The following is a 22,847-nucleotide window of genomic DNA, read 5'->3' as shown; positions in this document are numbered from 1 at the left end:
AATATCATTTTAAATGGATAATTAACTGCAACCTGCTGTGTTCTTTGTAATTTCTCTTGTTTGCGCTGTGGTTAAAAAAATGCTTTGTACCAGAAACCAATTTGGTCAATACTGTTTTTGTAAAATTAAATTTAAATTGCCTCCATGAATATCGAATTCAATAAAAATGAGGATGTAAATAAACAGTTGGTGTACGAACTGAAAACCAGACTCAAAAAAATATACCTGGGTGGCGGAGAAAAAAATGCTGCCAAACAAAAAGAAAAAGGCAAGTTACTGGCCCGCGAGCGCATTGCCTATTTGATAGATAAAGGCACTGATTTTTTAGAAGTGGGCGCTTTTACAGCCGATGGAATGTATAAGGAGCAGGGCGGTTGTCCGGCAGCGGGAGTAGTTTGTGGCATTGGTTACGTAAGCGGCAGGCAGTGTATGATTGTGGCTAACGATGCTACGGTAAAGGCAGGTGCGTGGTTTCCGATGACGGCCAAGAAGAACCTCCGTGCTCAGGAAATTGCCATGGAGAACCGTTTACCAGTGATTTACCTGGTAGATAGTGCAGGCGTTTATCTGCCCATGCAGGATGAGATTTTTCCCGATAAAGAACATTTCGGCAGGATGTTCAGAAATAACGCGATCATGTCGGGCGAAGGAATTGTACAGATTTCGGCCATTATGGGAGCTTGTGTTGCCGGTGGGGCTTATTTGCCGATTATGAGCGATGAAGCCATGATTGTTGATAAAACAGGTTCTGTATTTTTAGCGGGTTCCTACCTGGTTAAATCGGCCATTGGTGAAGATGTAGATAACGAGACATTGGGTGGGGCAACTACGCATTGCGAAATTTCGGGTGTTACCGATTATAAGCACCCCAATGATGAGGCTTGTTTAGATTCTATCCGCAACATCATGAGTATGCTGGGGGCACCTGAAAATGCAGGTTTCGACCGCATTGCACCTTTTAAACCCAAAGAAAAAGAAGAAGAACTTTACGGTATCCTGCCCGAAAACAGAGATAAACCTTACGAAATAATGGATATCATTAACCGCCTGGTTGATGGTTCGGAATTTGAAGAATATAAAAAAGGCTACGGACAAAGCATTGTGTGTGGTTTGGCCCGAATAGATGGCTGGGCTGTGGGCATTGTAGCCAATCAGCGTAAAGTAGTAAAATCGAAAAAAGGGGAGATGCAGTTTGGTGGGGTAATTTATTCAGATAGCGCCGATAAAGCAAGCCGTTTTATCATGAATTGCAACCAGAAAAAAATCCCTTTGGTTTTTCTGCAGGATGTGACTGGTTTTATGGTTGGAAGCCGATCAGAGCATGGTGGTATTATAAAAGATGGGGCTAAAATGGTTAATGCCGTAGCCAATTCGGTAGTGCCGAAATTTACCATTGTTTTGGGCAACTCTTACGGTGCCGGTAATTACGCCATGTGCGGTAAAGCTTACGATCCGCGGTTAATTTATGCCTGGCCAACAGCAAAAATTGCGGTTATGGGTGGCGCTCAGGCGGCCAAAACCCTGCTGCAGATCCAGGAAGCATCTTTAAAAGCCAAAGGCGAAGTTATTACACCCGAAAAAGAAGCCGAATTACTGAAAGAAATCACCGATAAATATGATAGCCAAACTACACCATATTATGCAGCATCGAGGCTTTGGGTAGATGGCATTATCGATCCGCTCGAAACCCGGAAAGTAATTTCGATGGGGATTGAAGCGGCTAACCAATCGCCGATAACCAAAAAGTTTAATGTTGGGGTGATACAGACTTGATGTTTTATCATCTGATAGATAAATTATTCCTCGTGAGATAGAAATATCTGGCACCACGGGAATTATTATCAACTGAGTTTAGCGCCCGGCGCTAGGCGCTTTGCGCTCCACTGTTAATAAGTAAACTATGTTGACAATGTGCGCTTGTTAACAATTATTTAAAGCACTAGATTTGCGCTACGATTAATGAATTTCAAATACATCATATAATGTCACAAGAAAACGAACACGTTCAGTGTTTAATTATAGGTTCTGGTCCCGCTGGTTATACCGCTGCAATTTATGCTGCCAGAGCAGATTTAAAACCAATTATGTACACTGGCATGCAAGCTGGTGGTCAGTTAACACAAACTACTGATGTAGAAAACTTCCCGGGTTACCCACAAGGAATTATGGGGCCAGAAATGATGGAAGATTTCCGCAAACAAGCCGAACGCTTTGGAACAGATATCCGTTTTGGTTATGTAAGCTCGGTAGATTTTTCTTCAGCACCGCACAAAGTGGTAGTTGATGAAATTAAAACCATTACTGCCGATACCGTAATTATTGCAACTGGTGCCACTGCAAAATGGTTAGGTTTACCAAGCGAGCAACAATACAATGGCTTTGGTGTTTCTGCCTGTGCCGTGTGCGATGGTTTCTTCTTCAAAGGTCAGGATGTGGCCATTGTAGGTGCTGGCGATACAGCTGCCGAAGAAGCTACTTATTTAGCTAAACTTTGTAAAATCGTACATTTATTGGTTCGTCGTGATGAATTCAGGGCTTCTAAAGCCATGGTTAGCCGTGTGTTAGCTACACCAAATATTGTAGTACACTACAATACCGAAACGCAGGAGATTTTGGGTAACGGTAAAAATGTAACTGCAGTAAAAGTGATCAATAACAAAACAGGTGTAGAATCTGATATTGCCGTTGAAGGTTTCTTCGTGGCTATTGGTCATAAACCGAATACCGATATTTTTAAAGGTCAGTTAGATATGGATGAAACTGGTTATTTAACTACTAAACCCGGTTCTACTTTAACCAATATAGAAGGTGTTTTTGCTTGTGGCGACGTGCAGGATATGTACTACAGACAAGCAGTAACCGCTGCGGGTTCTGGTTGTATGGCTGCACTAGATGCCGAAAGATATCTTGCTGCAAAAGAGCATCCGGTAGAAGCATAAGCATGCTTTAACGTATTTAAAAAGAGAAATCAATGATGGTTTCTCTTTTTTTATGGCTTTATGTTTTGTAAAACAGATACAATGGCTCTTTTACCACTTAAAATTTATTCGGTCAGTACAGTAAAATCAAACGTTTGATCTTGATTGTAACAAGAATGTGGGATTAAGAATCTTGCTACAATCTTTATCTTGGTCTTGCTAAAACAAAATTTAACCTTAAACTAAAACACAAATGAACAAAACATTATCGGTTTTTATTGGCGTCTTAATGGGCACAAGCGCATTTGCTCAGAACGATTCCAATTTGGGCATTATTCCAGCCCCGGTATCCATTACCAAAAATGCCGGAACTTTTTTATTAGACAAAACAACTGTACTGGTGCATAACGATGCAGATGGTGCAAAGATGGGCGATCTTTTAAACGCATTTATTGTAAGCAGGGGAGGCTTTGCTTTAAGAGAGGTGAAAGCAGCTGCTGCTGGTCAAAAAGCAATTGTATTAACTTCGGCAGGTGCAGATAAGTTGCCTAACGAAGGTTATAATATTAATATTTCAGCTAAGCAGATTACATTGGTTGGTAAGGGCGCAGGTTTATTTTATGCCGTTGAATCGCTGATGCAGATGATGCCTGAAAAAAGTGGTGATAAAATCGCTTTACCAATCGTATCGGTTAAAGATTATCCGCGTTTTGCTTATCGTGGAGCGATGTTGGACGTAAGCCGCCATTTTTTTCCGGTTTCTTTTGTTAAAAAGTATATCGATCAACTGGCTTTTTACAAAATCAATACCTTTCACTGGCATTTAACGGATGATCAGGGCTGGAGACTGGAAATTAAAAAATATCCAAAATTAACCGAGATTGGTTCATCACGTAACGGTAGCGTAATTGGGCACTATCCGGGTAACGGAAATTACCTTACACCAGTTAAAGGTTTTTATACTCAGGAAGAAGCCAAAGAGATTGTTAAATATGCAGCTGCTAAATATATCACTGTAATTCCTGAAATTGAACTTCCTGGTCACGCTTCGGCAGCTATTGCTTCTTATCCGGAGTTAAGCTGTTTCCCTGATCGCGATACTTTTATCAGTGATAAAACGCCATGGGCAGGTAACCGAAAAGGCAAACAGGTACAACAAACCTGGGGTGTTTTTGATGATATTTTTGTGCCTTCAGAAAACACTTTTACTTTTCTGAACAATATACTGGACGAGGTAATTGCTATTTTCCCTTCAAAATACATCCATATTGGTGGCGATGAAGCACCAAAAACCTATTGGAAAGAATCGCCGTTTTGCCAGGCTTTAATGAAAGAAAAAGGCTTAAAAGATGAGCACGAGTTGCAAAGTTATTTTATCCAGACCATAGAAAAACATGTAAATGGTAAAGGCCGTTCTATTATTGGCTGGGATGAGATTTTAGAAGGTGGTTTAGCACCAAATGCTACTGTAATGAGCTGGAGAGGTGAAGATGGTGGTATTGCTGCTGCGCAACAAAATCACGATGTAATTATGACACCAGGTTCGATGGGTTTGTATATCGATCACAAACAATCTAATTCTCCTGATGAGCCGGTTACCATTGGCGGTTTTGCCCCTTATCAGAAAATATATGCTTACGATCCGATTCCGAAAGTTCTAACTGCCGATCAGCGTAAGTATATTAAAGGTGTGCAGGCAAATATGTGGACAGAGTACATTAAAACCCCTGAAAAGGCCGAAAATCATGCTTTCCCACGGATATTGGCTTTATCAGAAATTGCCTGGTCGCCGGTTGAGCGTAAAGATTTGAAAAACTTTAGCGAAGAACGTTTACCTGCGCATTTGGCTCGTTTAGATAAAATGAACATCAACTACTGGGTGCCAACACCAATTGGCCAGAGCGATAAAACTTTAACTGGTGGTGAGTTTACTATCGATTTAAAAGTGCCGGTAACTGGTGGAAAAATCTATTATTCGATTGATTTATCCCGCCCTTCGGAGAACGCTTTCTTATACACCGGACCGGTTAAAATTACCGTTCCACAGGGTGAGAAAAGAGTTTTGAAAACCATTGTTGTTACGCCAAGCGGTAAAAGAAGTGTAACTACTGAAACGGTTTTAAATAATGGTGCACCTGATGTTAAAGCAGATGCCAAGAAATAAAAAATAATTGCTTTAAAAGGCTAAAATCCTTAATTTGGGACAACCAAAAATGTCCCGAATTAAAATGAAACTACAGAAATATACATTACAGCATCTTTTGTGCATAACAGGGATGCTGTTTTGTTTTGCATGCACAGAAGATAAACCCAGAGAAGTTGCCACAGCTCCGGCAATAGCCAGTAAAAATCCTTTTCCCTTTTATAAAGATATTGAAGTAAAACCCGGATTAAATTTCGAAATTGTAAGCTGGGGTAAAGGAGTCGATTCTATTGGCGGATATCAGATTTTAATGTCCGATTCTATTCGCAACAATTACCGTTCAGCGGCGGCAGATCGTAAAGGTGTCATTACCGATGCCTGGAACATGGATCTGGATAACGACGGAAACCCGGAGTTATACATTCAGTTGTTGAGCAAAAAAAATGTCTCCGACCTGAATGTTTTTGAATATGCAGGTGGCGATTTTAACAAAATCAGTTTCCCTTCTTTAAGTGAAAACCAAAAGAAAGGTTATACCGGCAACGATAAATTTTTTATCAAAAATGGTGATCTTTTTCGCTCATTTCCGGCAAAAGATGCCGCAGATAGCAGCAAAACAGTTACCAAAACTTACCAGTACAGGTTAAGTGGAAACAGTTTTTCGACCAGTGAAGTAAAGCCGGACGAAGAAAATACCAAGGCCAGGAAGTAAGAGATTTATTAAGGGTATTCGTCATTCCCAGCTCGATCCGATAGCTATCGGATGGGAATCGTAATACTTTAGCTGTGGTTATTGTGCTTTAAGATTCCCGCTTTCAAGGAATGACAGTGTGGGTTAGTGATTGGTATATCAGTATTTTTAAAAATGAATAAAGAACCTCAAAAGTTTTCAATTATCGATCGCATCAAGAGCTTTAAATATGCTTTTCATGGCTTAAAGCTATTTTTTATCCACGATCATAATGGGAGGGTTCATCTTTTTGCTGCAATTATTGCAATTGGTCTTTCTTTTTACCTCAAACTTTCGCCATTAGAATGGGTTGCTATTTTAGGCGTTATCTCAGCGGTTATAGTAACCGAGATTTTAAATTCGGCGATAGAAAAACTGGCCGATGTGGTTTCTCCGGCTTTTCATCCCAAAATTAAGGTAGTAAAAGATCTGGCAGCAGCGGCGGTTTTGGTTGCGGCATTTTTAGCGGTAGCCGTTGGCGCGATTATATTTATCCCTAAATTATTTTTGTAAGGCCAGCGTAGCGGTTCTTGATTCTTCCATTTTATCTTCGATAATACGGTCCCAGCGGGCCTGCATTTTGTGGTTGCTGCCATGTTCAGTTTCTTCGTCGTAATTGCGCTGCATGGTATCGAAATACTCGCTAATCTGGTTGGCCAGCTCTGATATTTGCGCTTTATAATTGTTAACCGAATAATTGCGGTTTTTGAGTACCCTTTCGGCTTCAGCAAGCAAAATGTACTGAATATTAACATGACCTTGTTCGTGGTGTAATAAGCTGGCCCTGATTTCGGGATCTTTGATTTTATCCCACTTCACCCACGAACGTGTTTTGTCAACTCTAACCTCGTTTTTAAGCTTAATTACAACACGGTTGCGGTACACTGTGCTGCTGTAGCTGTACTCCCAGGTCATCGCTGTTAAAGCGAAAAAAGGCGAGCGTTCATCGGCTTTGCCTTTAAAATAGGTTTCCCAGTTCAGTTGTACCGGTTGGGTAAAATCCTGCTTAAAAGCAAAAGAAAAGGGCAGCGCCAGTAATAATAATATCGGTAAAATCAGCTTTTTCAATATTGTAAATTTAGTTTCAACAGTATACAGGTCTTGTTGCCTTTAAGGCTAACCAAACCGGTGCAATTTTGTGTGTTGAATTTTACAACGAAAAAACCGTGCCTAAAATTACTCGGGAGTAGAAATCTGCCCGCTGATGCGTTCAAATTTTTCGATCAGCAATGCAATTCTTTCTTTTTCCCTTTTCATTACGGCTTTGCGCAAAATGGTCGAGCAGAAAATCATCCACAAGGCAGTTAAACCTACAGCAATTACTTTTTGAGCGGTATTAAAGTGAGCCAGTATTTCTACAAAATAAAATATAAGTCCCAGCGAAAGCGCAACCATATAAAACCAGTAAAGCGAGTTGTATAGTTTGTAACGGTTTAACTGATAGGTTTTTAAATTGTTTAAAAACTCGTTGGGATGGGCAGTAAAATCATTCTTTGCAATTAAACGGTAATCGCGGTAAAGGATTAAAGTATAAACACCAATGGCAATAATGGTAATGCTGATGCCAACGTGTGTGGTCCACGATTCGAAATGGAAAAATATCCATAAGGCAGCAATGGCAATAAAAGATAGCAGCATACCGCCAATGTTTAAGGCTGATTTTAGCTTCAAGCCATTTACCTCTTTCTTAGCTTGTTGCAGCATTTCGTCGGCAGAAACCTTAACTTCAACCTCGTGCTTTTGCCACAATTCCTGTATTTGATCAAACGCTTGCATACTGGCTATATAATTCTGTTAATTTTTGTTTAATACGGTGAATTTTTACCCTTAAATTGCCTTCGCTTATTCCCGAGATATCAGCAATTTCGTGGTATGGAAGCTCATCAAGTACCATGGTGATAATTAAACGGTCATTCTCTTCAAGTTTAGAAATACATTTATAAAGGAGGGCTACCTGTTCGTTTTTCTCCGAAAATTCCTCTACTTTATTTTCTATAATGTTGTCTGTTAATTCGTCTTTAGCCTGTCTCTTTTCCGATCTCAGGTAAGTTAAACAGGTATTTACTGCGATACGATAAATCCACGTAGAAATCAGAGATTTGTTGCGGAATTTATCCAGATTTTGCCAGACCTTTAAGAAAGTTTCCTGTAAAAGATCATTTGCAGCGTCGGTATCGCCGGTATAACCATAACATAAATGGAATATTTTTTTGGAATTCGAATCGAAGATCTGCTTAAATAACTTGTCTTTTTGTTCCATTTAGGAGATTATAGTTGCGTTTTAGATGATGGTGCACTTTTTTTGTTACACGAGAATGCGAAAATAATATATTTTTTAATGTCATTGAGTTAAAAGTTTTAACCACAGCTGCCTGGCTTGTCAGGCGGAGATGTACACGGCTAAACACGGATTTTCACATCTGTGTGCATCCTTTTTATCTGTGGTTAAATTATTTCTGCTTTGTTGAATGGCTTAATTCAGTGACGTTGATATATTTTTTGATTGCTCCCGATATCAAAATTTGTTACAAGCAGTAAATATCGTAGTTTTACCGAATTAAGAGTGCCACAAACTTTTTTATTCATGAAGAAAAACAAACTCACGCTTTTTATTTTTATAGCGCTGATTGCAGGTATTGCACTGGGCTATATTTTAAACGTAAACTCCATCAATGTTTACAACCAGAATATCCTGAATGCCGATGCAAAGGTTAAAAGTATCGAAGTAAGCATTGCAAAATCGACCGATACAACCACTGCGGTTTACACACAACTTAAAGCTGATAAAAAAGCTGCCGCCAAAATCAAAAAAGAAAACGAGGGAATAAGAGAGAAAAAACTAGAGTTTTTTACCCTGTTGAGTGATATTTTTCTGCGCCTGATTAAAATGATCGTGGCACCACTGGTGTTTACTACCCTGGTTGTTGGGGTAGCCAAAGTGGGCGATATTAAGGCTGTAGGCCGTATTGGCGGTAAAACGCTGGGCTGGTTTTTAACCATGTCGTTAATGTCGCTGGTTTTGGGTATGATCCTGGTGAATTTGTTTGAGCCGGGCAAACACATGAAATTATCGCTTCCAGATCATTTGGTAGATACGGGAATACAAAAAGCGGCCATGAGTGTTAAAGACTTTATCGCGCACGTATTTCCGAAAAGTATTGCCGAATCAATGGCTACCAACGAGATTTTGCAAATTGTGGTATTCTCGCTGTTTTTTGGTGTAGCTACGGCAGCCATTGGCGATATGGGGCAGATAGTGATCAAAGCTTTTGATGCCATTGCACACGTTATCTTAAAAATGACAGGTTATGTGATGAACTTTGCTCCGCTTGCTGTTTTTGGTGCCATGACTGCGATTATTGCCAAGCAGGGTTTAAGTGTATTAAATACATACGCCATTTTTATAGGTGAGTTTTACTTTGGTTTGGCTATTCTTTGGGGTATATTGATATTCCTTGGCTTTTTGATACTGAAAAAACGCATTTTCCGTTTGGTAAACGATATGAAAGAACCCGCAGTATTGGCTTTTAGTACGGCCAGTAGCGAAGCGGCTTATCCAAAAACCATGCTTTTATTGGAGCGTTTTGGTTGTAAAGATAAAATTGTAAGCTTTGTATTGCCATTGGGTTACTCGTTTAACCTGGATGGCTCGATGATGTATATGACCTTTGCTTCATTGTTTATTGCACAGGCTTATGGTATTCATTTAGGTTTTGAACAACAAATTTCGATGCTGTTAATCCTGATGTTAACCAGTAAAGGTATTGCCGGTGTGCCTAGAGCTTCCCTGGTTGTTATTGCCGGTACTATTGCCAGTTTCAACATTCCCGAAGCAGGTTTAGCCTTATTAATCGGTATCGATCCGCTGCTGGATATGGGCCGTTCGGCAACGAATGTGGTAGGTAACAGTATTGCAACCGCTGTAGTAAGTAAATGGGAAGGAGAGCTTAAAGAGAGTACTGAGGCTTAAGTTGAGCGGTTTGAGTCAGAAACATGCAATCATTCAAAAAACCAGTCATTCTTTCACTAAATAATTCAGTAATTCGTTCATTCAATAATTAATATAAAAAGTGTCAAGCAGAGGAAAAAAAATATTCTTAGCCATTACCATCATCGTTCCGATGATTATTTATTGCTACATCTATTATAAACCGATTATCCAGAACGCGCCTTTCCGCAAAAAGGATTTCGTATCGATGGAATATAAATGGGGGATTAAGGATACCTTAGAAAATCATTATAATTCAGCTACAGGCGAGTACCAGTATGTTAACGGTGCCGATTCGGTAATTAAGAAGAAAATCTTTTTAAAGAGCGATGATATCCTTTATATACACGGTAAGGCCAACGAAATTGGTCTCTGGAATTTTCCCGATACCATTGGTAAAAAAAGCGTAAAATCGATGGCAGTGCCGCGGTATGATTTATTGTTTAAGTACAAAGAAAAAACAAAGCATGTTGTGATGTATGGCGATTTTGATGGCAACCCCAAATTATTGGATGCTGCTGTACAAATGCGCAAAGTTATTGATCAAACCTTGCTACAGGCCGAGAAGAGAAGCGCAAAGTAAAATTATTGCTTTAATATCATATCGAAAGACCTTAATCAAAGCAGATTAGGGTCTTTTTTGTTTAGGATGTTTTCGTATATTTACGATATATTCGTAAGTATGGAAAAATTAACATTGCAGGAAGAAGAAGCGATGCTGGCTGTGTGGCAGATTGGGAAAGGCTTCATCAAAGATTTTATGGATGTACTTCCTGAACCTAAACCTCCTTACACTACACTGGCGTCAACAATCAAAAATCTGGAGCGTAAAGGCTATCTGGTAAGCGAGCGTTTTGCCAATGCGAACCGTTACAGTGCAAAGGTTAAAGAGGTAGAATATAAAAAGCGTTTTATGAGTGGCTTTGTTAATAATTATTTTCAAAGTTCCTATAAAGAGCTTGTTGCTTTTTTTGCCAAGGATAAAAAGATCAGTGCCGAAGAACTTAAAGAGATTATAAATTTAATCGAGAACCCTGAAAAGTAAAGGCTATGCCACATTTCTTTCTCATTTTATTGAAAATTAACCTGGTGCTGATTTTGTTTTCGGCCACCTATTACCTGGTATTGCGCAGGCTTACGTTTTATTCGCTCAACAGGGCTTTCCTGGTGTTTGGTATCGTTTTTTCTTCTGCATATCCTTTTATCAACCTTACCGGTTTTTTGGCTGGCCGTAAATCCGTTCCTGCATTTGTTCCTGAGTTGAACCAACAGGTAAGCCAGCTGGTAAAACAGAATGCTGTACCGTTTATCTGGCAAATACTTTCAATACTTTTTTATGCAGGTGTGGTTTTAATGGCACTGCGATTACTGGTGCAATTCATTTCCTTGTACCGCATGCATCAAAATTCTTCGCCCGATAGCTTAAACCAGTATCCGGTAAGGATATTGAGTGAAGAGGTGAGTCCTTTCAGTTTCTGGCAAACCATTTACATTAATCCGGGACTGCACAAGCAGGAAGACCTGCCCAATATCCTGGCACACGAGAAAGTACATGTAGAGCAGTGGCATACATTAGATATTATCCTGGCCGAAATTTGCGTGGTTTTTTACTGGTTTAACCCCGGCGTTTGGCTAATGAAAAAGGCTGTGCGCGAAAATATTGAGTTTATTACCGATGCCCGCATTTTAAGAAAGGGAATTGATAAAAAGGCATACCAATATAGTTTACTGGATGTTGGTACTTTACAGCCATCGGTGGCTATTGTTAATAATTTCAACCTTTCTGATCTCAAAAAACGAATTAAAATGATGAATGCAAAGCGCTCATCGAAGGTGAATTTAACCCGCTATATGCTGGTATTGCCAGTTTTAATGTGCGTTACGCTGGCTTTTACCATTGATAAGAAAGCGGTCCGGAAAAGTTTGGCTCCCTTAACCAAAATGGTGGTTAACGTAATTCCACATAAGCAAGCTGAACCTGTTGTGCAAGCGAAAACCAGTGCGAAGATCAGGAATAAGAGAAAAGCAGGCTTACCTTTGATGAAAAAAACAGATACGGCCACTAAACTCACTTTTGTTTTTAAACGGATAGATAAAGCGGGCGATTCGGCACAACACCAGGTAAGCGATATGATGAAAAAAATGGTTGGCCATGTTAAATTCGATTTTAAAACAGATGGCAACCTGAGCAAAAGAACCTTTGTTAAACATTTCACTTTTACCGATTCTGTTCCAACTAACGAAAAAATTGAGCAGATTATGTTGGCTGATCAGGCGAATATGGGCTTAGGAAATGCTGCTGATACCAAAGGGAAAAAAGTAACTGCTGTTTTTATTATGAAATCTACTATCAATGCAAAAGGAAATAACGAGATTTCAAAAGATAAAACTGCGACAAATGAATCGTCGGTTAGCAGTACGAGTTATTATCTGAATGGAAATAAGGTGAGCAAAGCAGAGCTCGATAAATTGAATCCCAATATGATTATGGATCTGAAAGTGGATCAAAAAGGGCAGTTTATCCAGATTAATACCAAGCCTTCGGTAAATTAAAGTTGTCAACTTTAATAGCAAGGATGCCAGAAAGTTGACAACTTTTGCAATTGATTTATTAAAAATTAAACGTAGCCTTTAGCATCGCCACCCTTCCGGGGATGTAATATGTACCGGTAGTCAGCGAGTTTGCTGAGAGGTAGATGGCATCAAAGCTTTTAATGTTGGTTAAGTTGGTTATCCCGAATTCAATATCAGTTTTCATTTTTAACCATTTGTAGCGCATGTTCGCATCGGCAAAAAGATACTTCAAATCGGGCTGAGAAGATTGCCTGGTAAAAAGGTGTTCTGCAGATAAATTTAAATACACATTTTTTATCGTAGTGATGGCTAAAGACGACTGCTGCCTCAATTGCTTAAAATTCGTTTTTATTCCATTAGTTACCATCGCTTCATTATCGGTAATGGCAAAATTAGCGTTGTAGGACCAGTTGATGAAGTTTGTAAGTTTAGCTTCAATTCCAGCTTTATAGGCTATAGTTTGTGTGTTAAACGGCAACAATGCATTGTTTTGTAGCTGACTGTACCGGCGTTGTGCAAAACTTACTCCTGCGTTTACCGTGCTTTTTAAGCTAAAGAGGTATTTGCTAGCATTTGCGGCCAGCGAGAGGCTACGGATATGGTTATTTAGCGGCAGTACGATTTTCTGCTGGATGTTGTTGCTTAAGTTATAGGCAGAAATGGTACTCAATTCGGTGTCGCTGTAATTAGCCGTTAAGTTGGTAAACAACATTTGCATGGCCTTTCTAAAATTAAAGCCAGCCCCAATGTTATGGGTTTTGGATTCAGCGATTGGTGCATCGTTCGAAAACAATGAACGGTAGTTCTTTAATATGGTGCCGCGATAAACATCGTTAATGCCGCCCAGGTCGTTTCTAAAACTATAATTTGCTGTTACATAGTTTTCTGTACTGGTTTGATATTTTATATTAAGTGCCGGGTTTATAAATAGTTTGTTCAGGTTGTTATCCAGTTGATTTAGGGCATCGCTATAATTGATCCGGTTGTAACTTAAGGGCAAGCTTAAACCTGCTTTTAGCTTATCGCTGGTGTATTCGTAGCCTGCTTCGGTATAGAGCTTGGTTTTGAGCCAGTCCAAATCGTTTACTGTACTGCCTGTAACCGGCTCCGTTTGCTGGTTGTTCTGTGTACGGTAGAGCTCTGAATTAAGTTGCTGTTTTTGTACATTAAATCCTGCCTTATAGGTTTGTACGAACTTGTTTTTCACAAAAGCGAAAGACGCATAATTGTTGGTGTACCAGGTTGGTATTTTAATGTATTGTGTTAAACCCAGATAGCTGTTTCCATTGTTTAAGATATCGGCATTAAGCCCAGGTGTAATGTTTAATGTTTCTGGTTGTGTGGTGCGGTTTAGGTAGGAGTAGAGGTTAATCACATCTTCCGATTTTAATTTTTTGCGGTAATTAAATTCGTTCGACAAATCGAAGGTTTCTTGTTTAAGCACCTGGTTGGCTGCTACATTGTTAATTACAAAACCTGAGGTGGTTTTAAAAGGCGCATATTCCGCCACCAGATTGTTGTTCAGGTAGTATTGATCGGCATTTCCGTTTAAGTTAAACTGAGCCCTCAGCTTTTGGGGATTAATGGCATTGCGCTGCGTTTCGGCATAACGGATGGTTTGATCGGGGAGATAAGTTTCTGAAAATTTACTGTATTCCTGGTTTCGCTGATCATATAAATACGAAATATTAGCCCTCAGCTGCAGGTCGGGATTAAACTTGTATAAATTGTTCAGGTTGATGAGTCCTGCTTTGTTAAAAAGGTATCTGCTTTGCGGTAACGATGGTACCCCGGCAGCACCTGTTGAAAGAAGTCCGCTGGGTTTGTCGTTATCCAGTTTCTTTAAATAATCAGAGAAATTGTGCGCAATAAGGTCACCACCCGGATCAATTCCGATGTTATTGCCCTTGATGTTGTTAATAAACTTCAGTTTTTTATTAAACAGCATAGCCGTAAGGTTTTCGTCAAAACGATTGGGCATACCGGCGCCAACCGTAGCGTCGCCCATTACCTTGAGCTTCGCCTCGTCTTTAATTACGAGGTTTAGGGCAACATCATCACTCATGTTATTTTTGCGCATCATTTTAATGGGCTGGTCGTTTTGGATCACCTGTACCTTATCAACCGCGCCATGGGGGATACTTTTAGTGCCAATATTGTATTTATCGTCTAACAAATTATCGCCATCCACATAAAGGTTCGAAATCGATTTTCCGTTATAGCTGATTTTGCCATCCTCGGCAACTTCTACGCCAGGCATTTTTTTAAGCACATCGCCAATACTTCGGTCTTGCTTATCGGCAAAATCAGAAGTGCGGTAATTTAAGGTATCGCCCCGGGCTGTTAAAGATGGCCGGTTTTTAACCGTAACCGTTTCCAGTGTGGTTTCGCTGTGCTGTAAAGTCAGGTCGTAACTTTTGGCAGCATCGGTTACTGTGGTAATCAGCTTTTTGAAGCCTATGCTCGAAGCTTCAATTTTGTAACCCGTAATCTGGTCGTTTTTAAGTTCAATACTAAAAGCGCCATTTTTGTTGGTGCGCGCAAAGTTAATGATATTGCCTTCTGCATCTTTTAAAGTTACGTTAACCGATTCGACGGGTTTGCCGCTGGCATCTTTTACCATTCCTTTAAGTGGTTTCTGGGCAAAAACCGAAAAAGCTGCCAGCATGAGCCAGCAGGTTAATACGAGCTTTCTCATTTTTTGTCCTCAATTTCTATCGGGTTGTTTACTTCTGCTTTAGTTGTCGCTGCACCTGCCGGACGAGGTGCCTGGTTGGTTCTGAACGAGCCTTGCATACCGCTTGCTGCCATTTGTGCCTGCATAAAGCCTTGTGGGTCCTTATCCCGGGCAGCTTTAAGTTTATCGAGCTCTTTGCGGGTAGTTTTTATCGCATCAGTAGGCAATTTGATTTCTGGCCCAAGATAGCTGGTACTCACATCTATACCTACAATTTTTACTGCGCCTACTCCGCCGTTCGGAGCTGCTATTTTTACATCACCATCCGAGTTGGCTGCAGCATCTGCATCTTTTACATTTTCAAGTCCTGCAAACTCAAATTTCACTTCCTTTTTATCGTCGTAAGCTTCCACAATTAAGCCGGGTAGGCCATTTAATTTCCACGGACCGCTTTGGAAAGGAATTTCGGTAGCAAACCAGGCAATCCAGTTACGGCCTTTGAAACGTGCAGTAGCTTTCTGGCAGGGTACTCCCGAAAAGCTCATCGTATCTTTTAAAATTTTCCAATCGATGGCTGCTGCGGGTTCTTCAACCAGGTAATTGTTAAACAGGCGCTCTTTCGTAATCATTTTATGTTCGCTGGCAAAAAAGAAATAATCTTCCTGGGTAAGCGGGGTTTTCATTTCGCTTTTTATTTCGATTTTCATATTGCCGTTGCTCGTTTGGTTTTTAATCTGTTCCTGTATCTGCTTTTGCATATTCAGCGCCTGGTTCAGCTTATCGTAACTGGTATAAACCGAAGCATTTTTGCCGGTTACGAGCAACATGTTTTCCACTTTAGGTTTGTCTCTTTGGGTGGTATCTCTCACATGTGTAAAAGTATAGCGCACCCTGGCCAGTGCTTTGTCGGCTTCCTGTGCCTTGGCCGAAAGAAAAATGGCCGTAGCCATGCAGGTAGTTAAAATTAGTTTCATGGTATTGGGGTTTAATAGTCTATTTAATTTTCGTAAATCTACGAAATTTTCGTAATAAGGTTAGTGTTTAACATTTTTTAACAGATGGGCGTTTTATTTTGGAAAAGGAGCGGGCAGCAGTACCTGGCGGCTTGTAGTCCCGCTTTTCATTACAAGCACCGCTGAAAAAGCGGAGGCTTTCCATTCCTATCGGGTTTATAAACAAAGTGATTGCTACAAACCAGGATGGGGCTAAAATGCTTATCTTTGCCTTTCGGAAAAATTTAGTTGAGGCAGGTAAAGGGATGCCGAAGCAGAGGCAATGAACGGGAGAATGTTTTAACGAAAAATATTTTCGATATCTATTTGTGTGTTAATTGAAATTGTTCTATATTTGCACCTCGTTAAATAAAAATTAAAAAACTAATATTTAAACAATGTACGCAATAGTAAATATAGCAGGGCAGCAATTTAAAGTTGCTAAAGACCAGCACCTTTTTGTACACAGATTGCAAGGAGATGAAGGCGCTAGTATTGAATTTGATAATGTATTGTTGGTTGATAACGGTGGTGCAATCACTGTAGGAGCTCCTGCAGTTAAAGGTGCTAAAGTTTCAGCTAAGATCGTATCTCATTTAAAAGGTGATAAAGTAATCGTTTTCCACAAGAAACGTAGAAAAGGTTACAAAAAGAAAAACGGTCACCGCCAGTTTTTCACTAAGATTCAGATCTCTGACATCACGTTATAATTAATTGTTAACCCAATAATCCGCTTTTTGGCGGGTTACAAAATATAAAATCATGGCACACAAAAAAGGAGCCGGTAGTTCGAAAAACGGACGTGAATCGCATAGTAAGCGTTTAGGTATTAAAGTTTTCGGTGGTCAGTTAGCTATCGCAGGAAACATTTTAGTACGTCAACGTGGTACAAAACACCATCCTGATAAAGGCGTTGGTATTGGTAAAGACCATACTTTATTCGCTTTAGTTGATGGTACTGTTGTTTTCAAAAAGAAACAAGATAACAAATCATACGTTTCAATTCTTCCTATCACTGATGCTGAAATCGAAGCAGCAATCGCGAAACCAGCTGCTAAAAAAGCAACTGCAAAGAAAGAAGTTGTAGCTGAAGTTGAAGCAGCACCTGCTAAAAAAGCACCTGCTAAAAAAGCAGCTAAAAAAGACGAATCTACTGAAGAAGCTGCAGCTGCAGAATAATTAGTAAGAAACAAAATAATAAAAAGGTTCTGATGAAAATCAGGACCTTTTTATTTACAATTAAACCGTCATTGCGAGCGGGCTTTTTCAGCTCGCGAAGCATCTTCTATAGAGGACAATAACGCGTAATTAATTAAGTCCTATCACTGCATTAAGATTGCTTCGTTCCTCGCAATGACGGTTTTTATTAACAGGACTCCCGACTTAATTGTTAAACCCTGTTAAATAACAAAAATTAACATTTCCGGCCTGTAGATTTGGGTATTGATATTAAAATTAATCCCCAATGAATCTGAAAAAAATATCCTTATTAATTCCGCTACTAATTTCTGGTCGCTTATTGTATGCACAAGAGGTTGAAGAAAATACAAGGATGGTAAAACCTTTTAAAGCTGATGGTATCCCGACTGAATGGAACGAACCGCTTAATCAGTATAACGATGCCACCCGGCTGGCCTTTGCGCTAGCTAACGATGACCAGAACCTGTATTGTATATCATTATCGAATCTTTAGATCCACAAACTACTTTTAGTGTAATAAGAGGGGGCATTACCTTGAATATTAATACCGCAGGCAAAAAGAAAGACGGGATGAAATTAACCTTTCCGTTAATGGAAAGACCCCCTATGCCCAAAGATGGTGATAAATTGCCGGATCATCAGCGGCAGCACCCTGATGCCGATACCGGGATGCACGATCCATCCGTAATTAACAAAAGTATCCGCATTTCGGGTTTCAAAAACATTGCTGATGGCGATTTGCCTGCAGATAACCAGAGCGGAATTGAAACGGGTATGAGTATTCATCCCAATAAAGACCTGATTTATGAACTCAGTATTCCATTAGCCCAATTGGCTGTCAATCTGGACATGAAAAAGCCATTGGTTTATAATATTAAGCTTAACCAGCCAAATAAAGCTGAAATGCATAAAGAAGGCAGACCGGAAGGAGGCGAAAGACCTGGCGGTGGTATGTCGAGAGGTGGCATGGGCGGCGGCCGTGGCGGTATGGGAGGTGGAAGATCTGGTGGCGGAATGGGCGGTGGTGGAGGCCGTGGCCAAAGACCTCAGGGAGGTATGGAATCTACTGCTAAATCAACCGATTTCTGGATTAAATATAAGCTGATTAAAGGGTAGGATTTAGAGGTAAGTCGTCATCTCGACTGGAGCGCAGTCCCGACATTAAGTCGGGAGAGATCTATAGCTGTAATATGTAGATTTCTCGACTTCATTGCATTCCGCTCGAAATGACGCTAAGAAGAGAGGGGCGATCAGGCCCCTAAAAAAAATAAAGCAATTAAGCACTTTTTTTAATACTCTCTGGCCATTAACTGGTTGGTGAGTGTTAACAGACTGGCTTTTCGTTCATCGCTCACATTTATTTGTGCAAAAAAAGCCAGCGCTTTATCGCGGTAATGGTCCATGTGTTCTTTAGCGATTTGCTGTATATCCAGAGTATCATAAACAGCTTTAACTGTTTCTACTTTTTCTTGCGCGTTAAAGTCTTTACAAGCTGTCCAGGTGTTTAAAGCAGCTTTGGTATCACCTTCAGCAAGTTCAAAAGCTTTTAATAGCAGGAAAGTCTTTTTATTGGCAATAATATCGCCACCAACCTGTTTGCCAAACTTTTCAGGATCAGCATATACATCTAAAATATCATCCTGCAGTTGAAAGGCAATACCAATATTTTCGCCAAATTGCTCAATCAAACTTGCATCTTTTGCAGATGCGCCGGCAATGATCGCTCCTAATTTAAGCGCACCACCCAATAGTACAGCCGTTTTTAGTCTGATCATGTTGATGTACTCTTCAATACTCACATCATCACGACCTTCAAATTCCATATCCAGTTGCTGCCCCTCGCAAACACCCTGTGCAGTAGCGTTGAACGTATCCAGTACATCTTTTAGGAAAACAGGATTTACTTTAGCGAGGTTTTTATTGGCTTCTACCATCATTACATCGCCACTTAAAATGGCTACATTGGTACTCCATTTTTCGTGCACTGTTGCCTGGCCTCTGCGTAATGGCGCATTATCCATAATATCATCGTGTACAAGCGTAAAATTATGGAAAACTTCAATCGCCATCGCTGCATGAACAGATTCATTAGGATCTGCACCAAACAATTCGGTAGCCATGAGCACTAAAAGTGGTCTTACCCTTTTGCCGCCAAGGTTAATGATGTAACTAATTGGATCGTAAAGTTGCTTCGGGTGATCTGGAAACTTTAAATTTTGTATTGCGGTATCTAAAATCTGCTGTAATTGTTCTGTAGTATGCATGCTTTGTTTCAACACTGTGTTTCGGGCACAAATGTCTTAATTTTTTAATCAGGAATAAGGGTAAAATCGATTTGGCGCTTAGAAAGGTCAACTTTTTTTACACGGATCATCACTTCATCACCCAGTTGGTATTTTTTCTTCTTTCTTTGGCCTACAATACAGTAGTTTTTTTCGTCAAGAACGTAAAAATCGTCAGATATATCGCGCAAACGGATCATGCCTTCGCATTTATTCTCTTCAATTTCTACATACATGCCCCATTCGGTAACGCCCGAAATAATGCCTTTGTACGCAGTACCAATATTGTTTTCCAAATATTCGGCCTGTTTGTATTTAATCGAAGCCCTTTCGGCATCTGCAGCCCGTTTCTCCATTGCCGATGAATGTACAGACGCTACTTCGTAAAACTCCATATCGGCCGATTTTCCGCCATCCAAATAGGTTTGCAGTAAACGGTGTGCCATCACATCAGGGTAACGACGGATTGGTGAGGTAAAATGGGTATAATATTCGAAAGCCAGACCGTAATGACTGGTTTTTTTAGTTGTATAAATGGCTTTGGCCATAGAGCGGATAGCCAGCGAGGTTAAAATGTTCTGCTCTTTTTTGCCTTCCACCTCACTCATTAAATGGTTTAGCGATTTGGCAATTTCCTTATCCGATTTGGTGTTGATTTTGTAACCAAAACGGGAAGCAAAGTTGGCAAATGTATTGAGGGTTTCCATGTTTGGCGAATCGTGCACCCGGTAAATAAAGGTTAATTTTTGCTTACCCTTACTCTTTTTGGCAATAAATTCGGCCACTTTGCGGTTGGCCAAAAGCATGTAATCTTCAATCAGTTTATGGGCATCTTTACGCTCTTTTACGTACACGCCTATAGGTTTACCTGTTTCATCGAGCTTAAATTTAACTTCGGTACTCTCAAAGCTGATGGCACCGTTTTTAAACTTACGATCGCGAAGAATGTAAGCCAATTCATTCAGTTTCAGTATTTCGATTGCGTAATCGCCGGTTTTGTTTTCAATTACTTCCTGGGCTTCTTCATAGGCGAATCTCCGGTCGGAATGGATTACTGTTCTGCCATACCATTCATTTTGGATGTTTGCCTGCTCATCGAGCTCAAAAACAGCTGCAAAGCAGAGTTTGTCTTCGTGCGGGCGAAGTGAGCATACTCCGTTACTTAAACGCTCAGGAAGCATCGGGATTACACGATCAACCAGATAAACGGATGTAGCACGGCTGTAAGCTTCTTTATCAAGCTCACTTCCCTGAATTACGTAGTGCGAAACATCGGCAATGTGGACACCGATTTCGTGGTTTCCGTTTGGTAATTTCTGGTAGGAAATGGCATCATCAAAATCTTTGGCATCAGCCGGATCGATGGTAAAAGTCAAAACATTCCTGAAATCCTTGCGTTTGGCAATTTCGGCAGCCGGAATTTCTTCGGGAATGGCATTGGCTTCTCTTTCAACCTGCGATGGAAATTCTAAAGGAAAACCGTATTGCGCTAAAATGGCATTCATTTCGGTATTGTTTTCGCCCTGGTTGCCCAGTACGTGTTTAACAATACCAATTGGATTTTTAGCACTTTCAGGCCAGTCGGATAGGGTTACCAAAACCCTTTGACCGCTTTTTGCACCATGTGTATCGGCCAGTGGTACAAAAATATCGTGCATCATCTTTTTATCGTCGGCAATTACGAATGCAAAGCGGTCTGAAATTTTAATGACTCCGGTAAAATCTGATTTAGCCCTTTTAATGATTTCGATTACTTCACCGTCGTTTTTGCGGCCGCTCTTTTTGGCAAATACATAAGCTTTTACGGTATCGCCATGCAAGGCATTTTTAAGCTTACGGGGTGCAACGAAAATGTCTTTTTCAAACTCATCTTCGGGTACGATATAAGCCGAACCATCGGCAGTCATATCAACGGTACCGATAATGAAGTTCTGTAGTTCCTTAAGTTTAAATTTTCCTTTTTCAGGTTCTAAGAAAATGCCGTTGTTTTTTCCTTCTTTTAATATCTCTAAAATCGTTTCTCTTGATTCCTGATCGTTTAGGTTTAGTTTTGCTGAAACCTGTTTGTAATTGAGCAGTTGATTGTTGTTCTTTTCAAAAACATCACTAACCAATTGATTCAGAACCAATTTAATATTTGCCGATTTTTTCTTTGCCATACGCTAAACTGAATTTACCGAAGATACAGAAAAGATAGGGAAGTGGCGGGTTTTGGGCGTAAAAATGGAAGAGGGATGATGGGAGATGGATGAGGGATGATGGAAAATGGATGATGGAAGATGGAAAATGGGGGATGGAATAGTAAATTACTATTTTGTTAATTTAAGTTCTACATAGGTAATGTTTTTGCGCTCGGCTGTGTAACTGAGGTGGATATTGCCTTTTTTATCCTGAATAATGGCCGGGTAGCTGTATTCGCCTTTTAAATGATTTTCGAGGGTATAAATATCTTTCCAGTTTTCGCCGTCTGTGGATATAGCCAGCTTTAATACTGAGCGGCCTTCCCACCAGTTTTTACCAGCTGTTAGCGGATTGTAAATAAGTAATTGCCTGCCATCTTGTAAGCTTACTGCATCGCTGCCCGAATTGGGGTTGGGGAGTTGTGTAGGCTTAAGTTTCGACCAGCTTTCGCCATTATCAGCCGACCAGCTTTCTACAATTACATTTTGCCTGCTTCTGCACAGAAGTTGTAATTTACCGTTGGGATAGCTAAGGATAGAGGGTTGAATAACGCCAAAAGTATCGCAATTGATATTGATTTTTCTCCAGTTTTTACCTTTGGCATCTGATTTTTCAATATGGATATTCCATGTTTTTTCATCCAGGCTTTCGGTGCTCGATGGGTAGAGGATGTTTCCGTTTGCCAATTGTACAGGTTTGTTTTTAATGGGGCCTAAAAAGTCTCTCGGCAGTTTTTTTGCCTTTGACCAGGATTTACCATTATTGGCCGATGTTTTATATTCGGCCCACCAGGTACGCGGATTTTGCCCTACTTTGTAGTGTAAAAATAAGATGCCATTTTTTGCTTTAAATAATACCGGATTCCAGCAGGCGAAACGACTGGTATCGTTTTGTATGCCATTGGCAATTTCAACAGGACTACTCCATTGTGTGCCATTTTTCACAGCCGACCAGATAACCACATCTTTACTGCCTTCGTGCTTGCCTCCAAACCAGGCGGCCAAAATTTCTCCATTTCCGAGATCGACGAGGGTGGAAGCATGACAAGCTTCGAAAGGCACCTGGTTAAAAACAGCGCCTGACTGCACAATTTCTACTTTTTGCGCATAACCATTGAAGGTAAGAAACAATAGGGTAGCTATAGAGAGGAATCTAAACATAT

The 22,847-nt window shown here is 40.2% G+C and carries 21 protein-coding genes; 13 read left to right on the top strand and 8 right to left on the bottom strand.

Annotation, left to right across the window (positions count from 1 at the left end):
- Window positions 1-144 precede the first annotated feature (144 nt).
- From HWV58_RS16405 to HWV58_RS16385, 5 genes are all read left to right on the top strand, one after another.
- A complete protein-coding gene (locus tag HWV58_RS16405) occupies window positions 145-1,773 on the top strand; it encodes an acyl-CoA carboxylase subunit beta (protein WP_175635129.1) in 1,629 nt (542 codons plus the stop codon).
- 209 nt (window positions 1,774-1,982) lie between these two features.
- The gene (trxB, locus tag HWV58_RS16400) at window positions 1,983-2,939 is read left to right on the top strand and encodes a thioredoxin-disulfide reductase (protein ID WP_175635128.1); all 957 of its coding nucleotides are present in this window, start codon (window positions 1,983-1,985) and stop codon (window positions 2,937-2,939) included.
- 232 nt (window positions 2,940-3,171) lie between these two features.
- The gene (locus HWV58_RS16395) at window positions 3,172-5,082 is read left to right on the top strand and encodes a beta-N-acetylhexosaminidase (protein WP_175635127.1); all 1,911 of its coding nucleotides are present in this window, start codon (window positions 3,172-3,174) and stop codon (window positions 5,080-5,082) included.
- A 64-nt stretch (window positions 5,083-5,146) separates the two neighbouring features.
- A complete protein-coding gene (locus HWV58_RS16390; RefSeq protein WP_175635126.1) occupies window positions 5,147-5,773 on the top strand; it encodes a hypothetical protein in 627 nt (208 codons plus the stop codon).
- Window positions 5,774-5,926: 153 nt separating this feature from the next.
- Window positions 5,927-6,304 (top strand): diacylglycerol kinase family protein, encoded by a 378-nt coding sequence (locus tag HWV58_RS16385; RefSeq protein WP_175635125.1) that lies wholly within the window; start codon window positions 5,927-5,929, stop codon window positions 6,302-6,304.
- Here HWV58_RS16385 and HWV58_RS16380 read toward each other — a convergent pair.
- The 3 genes from HWV58_RS16380 to HWV58_RS16370 form a co-directional block, all read right to left on the bottom strand.
- Entirely contained in the window at window positions 6,293-6,859 is a 567-nt protein-coding gene (locus HWV58_RS16380; protein ID WP_175635124.1) for a DUF922 domain-containing protein, read from the bottom strand. The two genes, HWV58_RS16385 and HWV58_RS16380, sit on opposite strands and share 12 nt — an antisense overlap.
- A 108-nt stretch (window positions 6,860-6,967) precedes the next feature.
- Window positions 6,968-7,567 carry a hypothetical protein gene (locus HWV58_RS16375; RefSeq protein WP_175635123.1) on the bottom strand — a complete coding sequence of 200 codons (600 nt, stop codon included), beginning with the start codon at window positions 7,565-7,567 and terminating at the stop codon, window positions 6,968-6,970.
- Window positions 7,554-8,051 carry an RNA polymerase sigma factor gene (locus HWV58_RS16370; protein WP_039476083.1) on the bottom strand — a complete coding sequence of 166 codons (498 nt, stop codon included), beginning with the start codon at window positions 8,049-8,051 and terminating at the stop codon, window positions 7,554-7,556. The genes HWV58_RS16375 and HWV58_RS16370 overlap by 14 nt, the downstream gene beginning before the upstream one ends.
- A 324-nt stretch (window positions 8,052-8,375) precedes the next feature.
- On the opposite strand from HWV58_RS16370, the gene HWV58_RS16365 reads away from it, so the two are divergent.
- The 4 genes from HWV58_RS16365 (at window position 8,376) to HWV58_RS16350 (ending at window position 12,332) form a co-directional block, all read left to right on the top strand.
- On the top strand, window positions 8,376-9,761 hold the full coding sequence (locus HWV58_RS16365) for a dicarboxylate/amino acid:cation symporter (protein ID WP_175635122.1): 1,386 nt from the start codon (window positions 8,376-8,378) through the stop codon (window positions 9,759-9,761).
- Window positions 9,762-9,861: 100 nt separating this feature from the next.
- Window positions 9,862-10,362: a hypothetical protein gene (locus tag HWV58_RS16360; protein ID WP_175635121.1), complete on the top strand. Its 501-nt coding sequence runs from the start codon at window positions 9,862-9,864 to the stop codon at window positions 10,360-10,362.
- A gap of 99 nt (window positions 10,363-10,461) precedes the next feature.
- Window positions 10,462-10,824 (top strand): BlaI/MecI/CopY family transcriptional regulator, encoded by a 363-nt coding sequence (locus tag HWV58_RS16355; protein ID WP_124558513.1) that lies wholly within the window; start codon window positions 10,462-10,464, stop codon window positions 10,822-10,824.
- 5 nt (window positions 10,825-10,829) lie between these two features.
- Complete coding sequence (locus HWV58_RS16350; protein ID WP_175635120.1) at window positions 10,830-12,332, top strand: M56 family metallopeptidase; 1,503 nt, start codon at window positions 10,830-10,832, stop codon at window positions 12,330-12,332.
- A 58-nt stretch (window positions 12,333-12,390) separates the two neighbouring features.
- Here the strand turns inward: HWV58_RS16350 and HWV58_RS16345 are convergent, their stop codons facing one another.
- Window positions 12,391-15,051, bottom strand: a complete 2,661-nt coding sequence (locus HWV58_RS16345) for a TonB-dependent receptor (RefSeq protein WP_175635119.1) — start codon at window positions 15,049-15,051, stop codon at window positions 12,391-12,393.
- Window positions 15,048-16,004 (bottom strand): GLPGLI family protein, encoded by a 957-nt coding sequence (locus HWV58_RS16340; RefSeq protein WP_175635118.1) that lies wholly within the window; start codon window positions 16,002-16,004, stop codon window positions 15,048-15,050. The genes HWV58_RS16345 and HWV58_RS16340 overlap by 4 nt, the downstream gene beginning before the upstream one ends.
- A gap of 416 nt (window positions 16,005-16,420) precedes the next feature.
- On the opposite strand from HWV58_RS16340, the gene rplU reads away from it, so the two are divergent.
- The 4 genes from rplU to HWV58_RS16320 all read left to right on the top strand — a co-directional run bounded on the left by rplU (window position 16,421) and on the right by HWV58_RS16320 (window position 18,338).
- Complete coding sequence (gene rplU / locus HWV58_RS16335; protein ID WP_039476071.1) at window positions 16,421-16,732, top strand: 50S ribosomal protein L21; 312 nt, start codon at window positions 16,421-16,423, stop codon at window positions 16,730-16,732.
- Window positions 16,733-16,784: 52 nt separating this feature from the next.
- Window positions 16,785-17,201: a 50S ribosomal protein L27 gene (gene rpmA, locus HWV58_RS16330; RefSeq protein ID WP_124558509.1), complete on the top strand. Its 417-nt coding sequence runs from the start codon at window positions 16,785-16,787 to the stop codon at window positions 17,199-17,201.
- 286 nt (window positions 17,202-17,487) lie between these two features.
- Window positions 17,488-17,715 carry a hypothetical protein gene (locus HWV58_RS16325; protein ID WP_175635117.1) on the top strand — a complete coding sequence of 76 codons (228 nt, stop codon included), beginning with the start codon at window positions 17,488-17,490 and terminating at the stop codon, window positions 17,713-17,715.
- Entirely contained in the window at window positions 17,691-18,338 is a 648-nt protein-coding gene (locus tag HWV58_RS16320) for a hypothetical protein (protein WP_175635116.1), read from the top strand. The genes HWV58_RS16325 and HWV58_RS16320 overlap by 25 nt, the downstream gene beginning before the upstream one ends.
- Before the next feature lie 173 nt (window positions 18,339-18,511).
- On the opposite strand, the gene HWV58_RS16315 is transcribed toward HWV58_RS16320, so the two are convergent.
- The 3 genes from HWV58_RS16315 to HWV58_RS16305 form a co-directional block, all read right to left on the bottom strand.
- A complete protein-coding gene (locus HWV58_RS16315; RefSeq protein WP_175635115.1) occupies window positions 18,512-19,486 on the bottom strand; it encodes a polyprenyl synthetase family protein in 975 nt (324 codons plus the stop codon).
- Between the two features lie 44 nt (window positions 19,487-19,530).
- Window positions 19,531-21,663 (bottom strand): ribonuclease R, encoded by a 2,133-nt coding sequence (rnr, locus tag HWV58_RS16310; protein ID WP_175635114.1) that lies wholly within the window; start codon window positions 21,661-21,663, stop codon window positions 19,531-19,533.
- Window positions 21,664-21,813: 150 nt separating this feature from the next.
- Window positions 21,814-22,845 carry a sialidase family protein gene (locus HWV58_RS16305; RefSeq protein WP_175635113.1) on the bottom strand — a complete coding sequence of 344 codons (1,032 nt, stop codon included), beginning with the start codon at window positions 22,843-22,845 and terminating at the stop codon, window positions 21,814-21,816.
- Window positions 22,846-22,847: the final 2 nt, after the last annotated feature.

It is taken from the genome of Pedobacter ghigonis (assembly GCF_903166585.1).
In the GTDB taxonomy this organism is placed as follows: domain Bacteria; phylum Bacteroidota; class Bacteroidia; order Sphingobacteriales; family Sphingobacteriaceae; genus Pedobacter; species Pedobacter ghigonis.
This window is presented reverse-complemented; position numbering and strand designations above follow the sequence as displayed.

Excerpts from the sequence above, each read along its gene's own strand:
- HWV58_RS16405 (WP_175635129.1), top strand. The coding sequence starts at position 145 with ATGAATATCGAATTCAATAAAAATGAGGATGTAAATAAACAGTTGGTG.
- trxB (WP_175635128.1), top strand. The coding sequence starts at position 1,983 with ATGTCACAAGAAAACGAACACGTTCAGTGTTTAATTATAGGTTCTGGT.
- HWV58_RS16395 (WP_175635127.1), top strand. The coding sequence starts at position 3,172 with ATGAACAAAACATTATCGGTTTTTATTGGCGTCTTAATGGGCACAAGC.
- HWV58_RS16390 (WP_175635126.1), top strand. The coding sequence starts at position 5,147 with ATGAAACTACAGAAATATACATTACAGCATCTTTTGTGCATAACAGGG.
- HWV58_RS16385 (WP_175635125.1), top strand. The coding sequence starts at position 5,927 with ATGAATAAAGAACCTCAAAAGTTTTCAATTATCGATCGCATCAAGAGC.
- HWV58_RS16375 (WP_175635123.1), bottom strand. The coding sequence starts at position 7,567 with ATGCAAGCGTTTGATCAAATACAGGAATTGTGGCAAAAGCACGAGGTT.
- HWV58_RS16370 (WP_039476083.1), bottom strand. The coding sequence starts at position 8,051 with ATGGAACAAAAAGACAAGTTATTTAAGCAGATCTTCGATTCGAATTCC.
- HWV58_RS16365 (WP_175635122.1), top strand. The coding sequence starts at position 8,376 with ATGAAGAAAAACAAACTCACGCTTTTTATTTTTATAGCGCTGATTGCA.
- HWV58_RS16355 (WP_124558513.1), top strand. The coding sequence starts at position 10,462 with ATGGAAAAATTAACATTGCAGGAAGAAGAAGCGATGCTGGCTGTGTGG.
- HWV58_RS16350 (WP_175635120.1), top strand. The coding sequence starts at position 10,830 with ATGCCACATTTCTTTCTCATTTTATTGAAAATTAACCTGGTGCTGATT.
- HWV58_RS16345 (WP_175635119.1), bottom strand. The coding sequence starts at position 15,051 with ATGAGAAAGCTCGTATTAACCTGCTGGCTCATGCTGGCAGCTTTTTCG.
- HWV58_RS16340 (WP_175635118.1), bottom strand. The coding sequence starts at position 16,004 with ATGAAACTAATTTTAACTACCTGCATGGCTACGGCCATTTTTCTTTCG.
- rplU (WP_039476071.1), top strand. The coding sequence starts at position 16,421 with ATGTACGCAATAGTAAATATAGCAGGGCAGCAATTTAAAGTTGCTAAA.
- rpmA (WP_124558509.1), top strand. The coding sequence starts at position 16,785 with ATGGCACACAAAAAAGGAGCCGGTAGTTCGAAAAACGGACGTGAATCG.
- HWV58_RS16325 (WP_175635117.1), top strand. The coding sequence starts at position 17,488 with ATGAATCTGAAAAAAATATCCTTATTAATTCCGCTACTAATTTCTGGT.
- HWV58_RS16315 (WP_175635115.1), bottom strand. The coding sequence starts at position 19,486 with ATGCATACTACAGAACAATTACAGCAGATTTTAGATACCGCAATACAA.
- rnr (WP_175635114.1), bottom strand. The coding sequence starts at position 21,663 with ATGGCAAAGAAAAAATCGGCAAATATTAAATTGGTTCTGAATCAATTG.
- HWV58_RS16305 (WP_175635113.1), bottom strand. The coding sequence starts at position 22,845 with ATGTTTAGATTCCTCTCTATAGCTACCCTATTGTTTCTTACCTTCAAT.